The sequence below is a fragment of the Thiolapillus sp. genome (genome assembly GCF_048562965.1).
In the GTDB taxonomy this organism is placed as follows: domain Bacteria; phylum Pseudomonadota; class Gammaproteobacteria; order Chromatiales; family Chromatiaceae; genus Thiolapillus; species Thiolapillus brandeum_A.
On the sequence record NZ_JBHNMF010000128.1, the window covers coordinates 1 to 7,817 of the forward strand.

7 protein-coding genes are annotated in these 7,817 nt (G+C 56.2%); all 7 read right to left on the bottom strand.

Translation table 11 applies throughout. The features are described 5' to 3' along the window. A partial coding sequence (locus ACOCD2_RS08670; protein WP_419625680.1) for a hypothetical protein occupies positions 1-184 on the bottom strand: 184 nt, incomplete at its 3' end. Positions 185-307: 123 nt separating this feature from the next. After that, positions 308-760, bottom strand: coding sequence for a hypothetical protein (locus ACOCD2_RS08675; RefSeq protein WP_293646374.1), 453 nt, complete (start codon positions 758-760; stop codon positions 308-310). A 135-nt stretch (positions 761-895) separates the two neighbouring features. Further along, positions 896-2,629 (bottom strand): sodium:solute symporter family protein, encoded by a 1,734-nt coding sequence (locus ACOCD2_RS08680; protein ID WP_293646376.1) that lies wholly within the window; start codon positions 2,627-2,629, stop codon positions 896-898. Between the two features lie 13 nt (positions 2,630-2,642). Then, the gene (locus tag ACOCD2_RS08685; RefSeq protein ID WP_293646378.1) at positions 2,643-2,894 is read right to left on the bottom strand and encodes a DUF4212 domain-containing protein; all 252 of its coding nucleotides are present in this window, start codon (positions 2,892-2,894) and stop codon (positions 2,643-2,645) included. A 302-nt stretch (positions 2,895-3,196) separates the two neighbouring features. Beyond that, positions 3,197-4,534 carry a sigma-54-dependent transcriptional regulator gene (locus ACOCD2_RS08690; protein ID WP_293646380.1) on the bottom strand — a complete coding sequence of 446 codons (1,338 nt, stop codon included), beginning with the start codon at positions 4,532-4,534 and terminating at the stop codon, positions 3,197-3,199. Next, complete coding sequence (locus tag ACOCD2_RS08695) at positions 4,531-7,476, bottom strand: sensor histidine kinase (protein ID WP_293646382.1); 2,946 nt, start codon at positions 7,474-7,476, stop codon at positions 4,531-4,533. The genes ACOCD2_RS08690 and ACOCD2_RS08695 overlap by 4 nt, the downstream gene beginning before the upstream one ends. Continuing rightward, positions 7,473-7,676 carry a hypothetical protein gene (locus tag ACOCD2_RS08700; protein ID WP_293646384.1) on the bottom strand — a complete coding sequence of 68 codons (204 nt, stop codon included), beginning with the start codon at positions 7,674-7,676 and terminating at the stop codon, positions 7,473-7,475. The genes ACOCD2_RS08695 and ACOCD2_RS08700 overlap by 4 nt, the downstream gene beginning before the upstream one ends. Positions 7,677-7,817 lie beyond the last annotated feature (141 nt).

Here is a 7,817-nt window from a genome sequence, read left to right on the forward strand (position 1 = left end):
CTGTGGCCTTGACGTAAAAATCCGGCATGACATCTGCCGCACAGAAGCTGGTGCAGATATCGCCTTCGCCCAGCATGCCCATGAGGTTGTCCTTGCCGGAATACATGGCAATGGCACCCTGACGCAGGATATGCAGAGTGGGAGGTGTGTCTTTGTCGGCGGGAATGTCACCGCCACGTCGCACATACTGAATGGAAATTGCCGTTGTGAGGGCGTTCAGAATATCGTCCTGCAGCCGGTCGAAAGGAGGAATGGCGGCGATAAAATCGTGAATTTCCTGAAGTTCGATTTACATACTCGTCTCGTGTTACCTGTCGGCGGGGATTTCCGCGAAGTACTGGTGTTTTTCCCCCACCAGCGCCAAGCGTACAGGAGTGCCTTGGGCAATGGGATGATCCAGTTCCAGCTTCCAGCGTTTGGCCGTTCCCCTGTTTGTCATGGGTTGCGGTTCACTGTCACCCGTGGACAGCAATGCGCCGCGTATGGCGACACTGGTGGCCAGATAAAAAACCTGCTTTCCCTGCTTTTCTTCGATGGCGATATTGGCGGCAATCTCCCGGTGCAACAACTCGCATTTATCGGTCAGCAGATGACAGTCCGGTTGCAGCGCCATGGCTTTTGCCGTGCCGGGCTGGGCATCGATTTTCTTTTCGAGAAGGATACCGGTGAGGATATATCCGCCGATAGCCAGCAACGGCGCCAGAATGACAGCCAGTTTCACATGGCGGTTGGATTTGTAGAAATGCTTGAGCAGCTTCATAGGGTTGTCATGTAAGTACAGAAAAATTTCTGATCAGCCATCTCATATCGTAAAAAAACAACTGACCGCAAATATTTCAGTGGAAAAAGGAAAAAGGCTCCATGACGGAGCCTTTTTCCCCATTGCTATGCTAGATCAATGTCCGGTAGCGGCGCCAGCACCGGCAGGGATACGAATATCCTCGACCATGTGCTGGATATGCTCCGGTGGTGGCGCGGTCACTTTTGCCACGACAAAGGCGGTGGCAAAATTGAATACGGCGCCGATGGCACCAAAGGCATTGGGTTCAATGCCCATGAACCAGTTGCTGCCCCAGCTCTGCAGGTATTTCCAGTCGGCGATGAAGAAGATGCCTTTGTGCTGGAATACGTAGAACAGGGTGATACCGATGCCCACCAGCATACCTGCCATGGCGCCCTGCTTGTTCATCTTCTTGGAAAAGATGCCCATCATCAGCGCAGGGAAGATGGAAGACGCTGCCAGACCGAAGGCCAGGGCCACGGTACCGGCTGCGAAATCCGGTGGATGCAGACCAAGATATCCGGCTGCGGCGATAGCGCCAGCCATGGCGACCCGGCTGGCCATGAGTTCTGATTTCTCCGAGATGTTCGGTGCGAACACCCCTTTGAGCAGGTCATGGGAAATCGAGGACGCAATGGCCAGGAGAAGCCCGGCAGCCGTGGAAAGTGCGGCAGCGAGACCACCGGCAACCACCAGGGCGACTACCCAGTTTGGCAGCTTGGCGATTTCAGGGTTGGCCAGTACCATGATGTCACGGTCGACTTTGACCATTTCATTCTTGGCCTTGTCGGCCACGTACTGGATCTTGCCGTCACCGTTCTTGTCTTCGAACTTCAGCAGGCCGGTCTTTTCCCAGTTCTTGAACCACTGGGGACGCTCGGCGTAGGAGATGCTCTGGCCAGGGGCCGGCTGAATGGTGTCCATGAGGTTCATGCGTGCCATGGCGCCAACAGCAGGGGCCACGGTGTACAGCAGGGCGATGAATACCAGTGCCCAACCTGCAGATGCACGGGCATCACGTACCCTGGGTACGGTGAAGAAGCGCATGATGACATGGGGCAGACCAGCGGTACCGATCATCAGGGACATGGTGTAGACAAACATATTGAACGTGCTTAATCGGGCATGGGTCGTATATTCGCTGAATCCCAGCCCTTTCAGTGTCGCATCCAGCTTGTCCAGCAGGAACATGCCGCTGCCGTCCGCCATCTTGCTGCCCAAACCAATTTGAGGAATGGGGTTGCCAGTCAGGTGCATGGAGATGAACACCGCAGGCACGGTATAGGCGAAAATCAGTACGCAGTACTGGGCGATCTGGGTGTAGGTGATGCCTTTCATGCCACCCATGACTGCATAGATGAACACGATGCCCATGCCGATGTACAGGCCGGTGTCGTAGTCAGTCTCGAGAAAGCGGGAGAAGGCCACGCCGATACCTTTCATCTGGCCAATTACATAGGTAATGGAGGCGATGATCAGGCAGATGACGGCCAGGATACGGGCAGATTTGCCATAGTAGCGGTCACCGATGAACTCGGGCACCGTGAACTTGCCGTACTTGCGCAGGTAAGGTGCGAGCAGCATGGCGAGCAGTACATAGCCACCGGTCCATCCCATGAGGAACACCGAACCGCCATAGCCGTAGAAGGCGATGAGGCCAGCCATGGAGATAAAGGAGGCGGCGGACATCCAGTCGGCGGCGGTAGCCATGCCGTTGAGTACAGGGTTTACGCCCTTGCCGGCGACATAGAAGTCACTGGTCGACTTGGCGCGTGCCCAGATGGCGATGCCGATGTACAGGGCAAAGGTGGCGCCAACCACAACATAAGTTAGTGTTTGCAGATCCATTTATCGATTCCCCTCAGTCTTCGCGGACGCCAAATTCTTGGTCCAGCTTGTTTGCACGCCAGGCGTAGAAAAAAGTCAGGGCCACGAAGGTGTAAATGGAACCTTGCTGGGAAAACCAGAAGCCAAGCTTATAGCCACCAAGGCGGATGGTGTTCAGTTGTTCAGCGAAAAGGATGCCGAACACGAACGAGGCAAGGAACCAGACGACCAGGCAACCGAACACCAGGCGCAGATTCGCTTTCCAGTAAGAAGCGTGTTTGCTCATCGGATTTACTCTCTCTCTTGTGTAATGGAGGTAGATTGTTTTTTTACACGAATACACCGGTCTTTGCCGGGCATCAGGTTAAACGAGGCAAAATGCACGCCAATTTCTAAAGTGATGAAATATTGGGGAATACTTCACATTTCAGGCTGAAAACCTGAAAAAGTGTTACAAAGGGTAACAACTGGTGGGTAATAAGGTAACGCCGGGAAAATGGAATACTTGTGAAGATGACAACCGGATAGGATGCGGTGAGATACCGAGATACGGGACACCCACCACCTCTGAAGTTAATCAGTATCTCTCTAGGAAGCGGTCGGGTTGCCCGAACGGGGAATTCCCAGCTTCTGTCGCCGTTCCCACAGGGTTTTTCGGCTGATGCCGAGCTGTCGGGCCAGCTCTGTTTCTGTCATGCCGTTCTGATGTGTGAGAACGTACTGTTTGAAATAGTCTTCCAGGGACAGGTCAGCGGATGAAGAAGGGGTTTCCCTGGTCAGTTCGATTCCCAGCAGATCCGTGGTTATGCTGTCGCCGTCGGACAGGATAACGGCCCGTTCGATGGCATTTTTCAGCTCCCTCACGTTGCCGGGCCAGTGGTAGTGGCCGATAGCCTGCAGGGCTTCCTCGGTGAATGTCAGCAGGGGGCGGTTCATCTGGCTGCAAGTCTGTTTCAGCAGGGTGCGGGCCAGGTCAAGTGCATCGGAATCACGTTCGCGCAGCGGTGGCAGGGTGATCTCCACTACCTGCAGACGAAAGTACAGATCGCTGCGGAAGCTGTTGTCCTCGACCATTTTCTTGAGATTGCGGTTGGTGGCAGCCAGCAGGCGTATATCCACCTTTTGCAGACGGTCAGAACCGATCTGGCGCATTTCACCATCCTGCAGTACGCGCAGCAGTCTTGCCTGGGCGCCGACGGGCAGTTCCCCGATTTCATCAAGGAACAGGGTGCCGCCATCCGCAGCCTGAATCATGCCGGTACGGGCTTTTTCCGCGCCGGTGAACGCGCCTCTGGTGTGGCCGAAAAGCTCTGATTCCACCAGGGATTCGGGAATGGCCGCGCAGTTGACGGTGATGAAGGGAGCCTCGCTTCGTCGGCTGCGTTCATGAATGGCGCGGGCGACCAGTTCCTTGCCGGTACCGGATTCTCCCAGGATGAGCACAGAAGCATCGGTAGGCGACACCTTTTCGATTTCGCCGCAGACCCTGAGCATGGCCGGGCAGTTGCCGATCATGCCGGCGACGGGGTAGGTTTTTTCGAGATCCGATTTCAGTGCCCGGGTGGTACGGCTGTCGCGGTACTGGCGCAGCAGGCGCCTGATGACCAGCAGCAGTTCCTCGTGGTCAAAGGGTTTGGAGATGTAATCTGCCGCCCCCAGCTTCATGGCATCCACTGCCGAACGCACGCTGGCATAGCTGGTCATGATCAGCACCGGCACGCCATCGGCGAGGGTGATCATCTCCGTGCCAGGCTTGCCGGGAAGCCGGATGTCCGCAATGATCAGCTGATAATCGCCCGGATCGAAATGTTGCAGCGCTTCCTCGACAGACTCGGCATCATCCACGGCATAATCATTGCGCTCCAGCAGTTTTTTTACGGCGTTGCGGATGACGGCTTCGTCTTCGATGATGAGTATTCTGTTCATTCAGGTGGTATTGTGGCTGCATGTGTTGAAATCGGAAGTCGCACGATGACTATTGTACCTTTGTCAGGGGAAGAGATGATCTCTATCTCGCCATCGTGATCCAGAACAATGTTTCTCGACAATGCCAGACCCAGGCCGGTGCCTTTCCCTGTGGATTTTGTCGTGGCGAAAGGTTCGAACAGCCGCTGCTGGAAATGGACGGGTATACCGCTGCCCTGGTCGATAACTTCCACAATGGCCTGGGAAGCGTCTTCGCGGACATCGATGGTGATGCAGTCACCCGGTGAGGAAGCATCGCTGGCGTTGTTGAGAAGGTTGACAAAGACCTGGGCCAGACGCTGGTGGTCTGCCTGCAGCACAATCTGCGGGTCGCAGTCCACGCGGTATTCGAGCTGGTCGTGTTTGTGCACCAGCCGCACCAGATCCAGGGCGTCCTGCAGAATGTCCATGAGCCGTACAGGCTGCAGGGATTGCCCGCTGCTGCTGCGGCTGAAGTTCATCAGTGATTGTACGATATGGGTGATGCGCTCCGTCTGCGTGAGTATGTCACTGGCACTTTGTTCGATGGCAGCCGGTTCTTCCTCGTATTTCAGATTCTGCGCGATGGAGGCGATACCGGTTACCGGATTGCCGATTTCATGAGCCACACCGGCTGCCAGGCGGCCGATGGATGCCAGCCGGTCGCTGTGTGCCAGTTCGGCTTCCAGGTTCTCCAACTGAGTAAGATCTTCCATGAGAATGACCATGCCCGGTGCTTCGGAAGTGGCGGAAATCTGTGGATCCTCGATCACGGCCTTGTGCAGGTTGAACCAGCGTGTCTGCCCGGCGAATGCCACTTCCAGATGATAGCTGTGGCTGTCGCTGGCCCGGGCAAATCCTCCCAGCAGGTCATTCCAGGGCCTGGGCAGCTGCTGCAGGGGATGTCCAACGGTGACCTGGTCGGTAACACCTGTGTACTCCTCCATGATCTGATTCCATATGATGATTTCTCCGTCCTGTCCCAGGGCGCAGGCTCCCAGAGGCAGATCCTCGAGTATCTGCTTCTGATACTGCTGCAGGTTGTCCAGTTCGCGGGTCAGTCCGTGCAGGACCGAACGGGAGTGAGCCAGACGTTCTTCCACATAGCGCATGGAATCGGCCAATGCTGTGCGGGCTTCCGGATCGAGAGCGAGTCGCCGGCTGATGATAAGGTGGGACATCTGTGGTCCGATGAGACCATAGAGGTTGCGTTCGATGCGTTCCCGAAGGCGGCGCAGTTCGGTCGAACGGGTTTCCTTTGGTGACATGCCCAGGTCGCTGAGCGCACGATCGACCTCGTTCCTTGCGGTGGATTCCCCCAGCAAGGCACCGAGCTCTTTCTTGAATTCGTCCGGCGAGCGGGCGGCGACCACGCCGGTCAGCGGGACAAAGGCGCTGCTGCAGCAACTTGCCGCGGCCTGCTGCTCTTCCTGGCGCTGACGGGTAATCAGTGACACCAGGGCGAACAGCAGGGCGTTGCAGCTCACTGACCAGAAGGTGGCAAAACTCCAGTGATCAAGCCCCGTGGCCTGCTGCCAGTGACTGATGGGATAACTGTGTTCGATGAATCCCGAATGCTGCAGCATGGGCAGGAGCAGCGTGAATGCCCAGATGAAAATGCCGGCCAGCAGTCCCGCAATCAGCCCTTCCCGAGTGGCGCGGCGCCAGTAAAGCAGACCCACGATACCGGGAAGAAACTGGGCGACGGCGACGAAGGAAATCAGGCCCAGTTGCGCCAGTCCCGTCCGGTGTTTCAGAAACGCATAGAAACTGTAACCCGCAAGGATGATCAGACCGATCAGCAGGCGTCTGCCCCACAGCAGCCAGTAATAGAGGTTCAGCTTGGGATCAGGGTAACTGGCGGGCAGCAACAGGTGGTTCATGCACATGGAAGACAATGCGAGGGTGGTGATGATAACCATGGCGCTGGCAGCCGAAATACCGCCGACAAAGGTGATCAGCGGCAACCAGGAGTGTCCCTCGGCCAAAGTGATGCCCAGCACGAAATAGTCGGGATTAGTGGAAAGCCCAAGATAATGGCCGGCCCAGAGGATGACAGGGATGGGCAGGTTCAGCAGCAGCAGGAATACGGGAAACGCCCAGCTGGCGAAGCGCAGATTGTCCTCTTTCAGGTTTTCCGCAAACAGCATGTGGAACTGTCTGGGCAGCAGAAAAGCGGCACCGAATGAAAGAAAGATCAGCGTTCCCCACTGGCTGCTGCCCACGGGTTCATAGAGCTTTTGGATCGCTTCCGGATGATCGGTCAGCCACTGGTTGAGACCCTGCGGACCGGAAAAGATGCCAAACAGCGCAAACAGCCCAACTCCCAGCAGCGCTATCAGCTTTACCAGGGATTCGAAGGCGATGGCCATCACCAGACCTCTGTGTTTTTCCCGTGGGGAGATGTGTCTGGCGCCGAAGAGAATGGCGAAGGCAGTGAGCGTTATACAGAAACCCAGGGCGAGAATATGGGGCGGCGCTTCCTGGGTGAGCACCTGCAACGACTGGGTAACAGCCCGTATCTGCAGTGCGATATAGGGCAGGGCGCCGATGAGCATGAACAGCGTCACCAGCACACCGGCCAGCTGGCTGCGGTAGCGGAAGGCAAACAGGTCGGCCAGGGAGCTGAGCTGGTATTCCCTCGCCATCCGCAGGATGGGCCGCAGCAGTACCGGACTGAGGGCAAAAGCCAGGGTAACCCCCAGATAAATGGTCAGAAAGAGATAGCCGCTGGAATTGGCGAAGCCCACGCTGCCGTAGTAGGTCCATGACGTGGCGTACACTCCCAGGGACAGGGTGTAGACCAGCGGATGAGAAACCCAGCGTTCGGGGATCACCCCCCTGTCTGTGATGTAGGCGATCAGAAACAGGATCACCAGATACAGAAAACCTGCGGTAAACAGCGATGACAGCTCCAGTGTCATGGTTCCCTGTCATCCCCCTGTCCGGAGCGCAGGGAAACAGCGATGAGCATCACGATTCCCAGCCAGAGTACGTAAGGCGCATACCAGGCCATCCCTCCACGGGACCAGAGACTGGTAAAGGGCGTGACAAAAACCAGCACGAGCAGGAAGGCCGTGACCAGGCTCCTGTCAGAATTTTTGTTGGGAGAGGGGGAACTCATGCTAGGAAAAATACCATACAAGAGCCGGTTTTTCTTTGTTGGGAAAGTGCCTGTTTCCGGTTTTCCCTGAGCATCGGCCGTAGCGGTATCTCAGCACTTTGAAAAATATGTGCTACGTTTAATGAAACTAGAGTTTAGAGT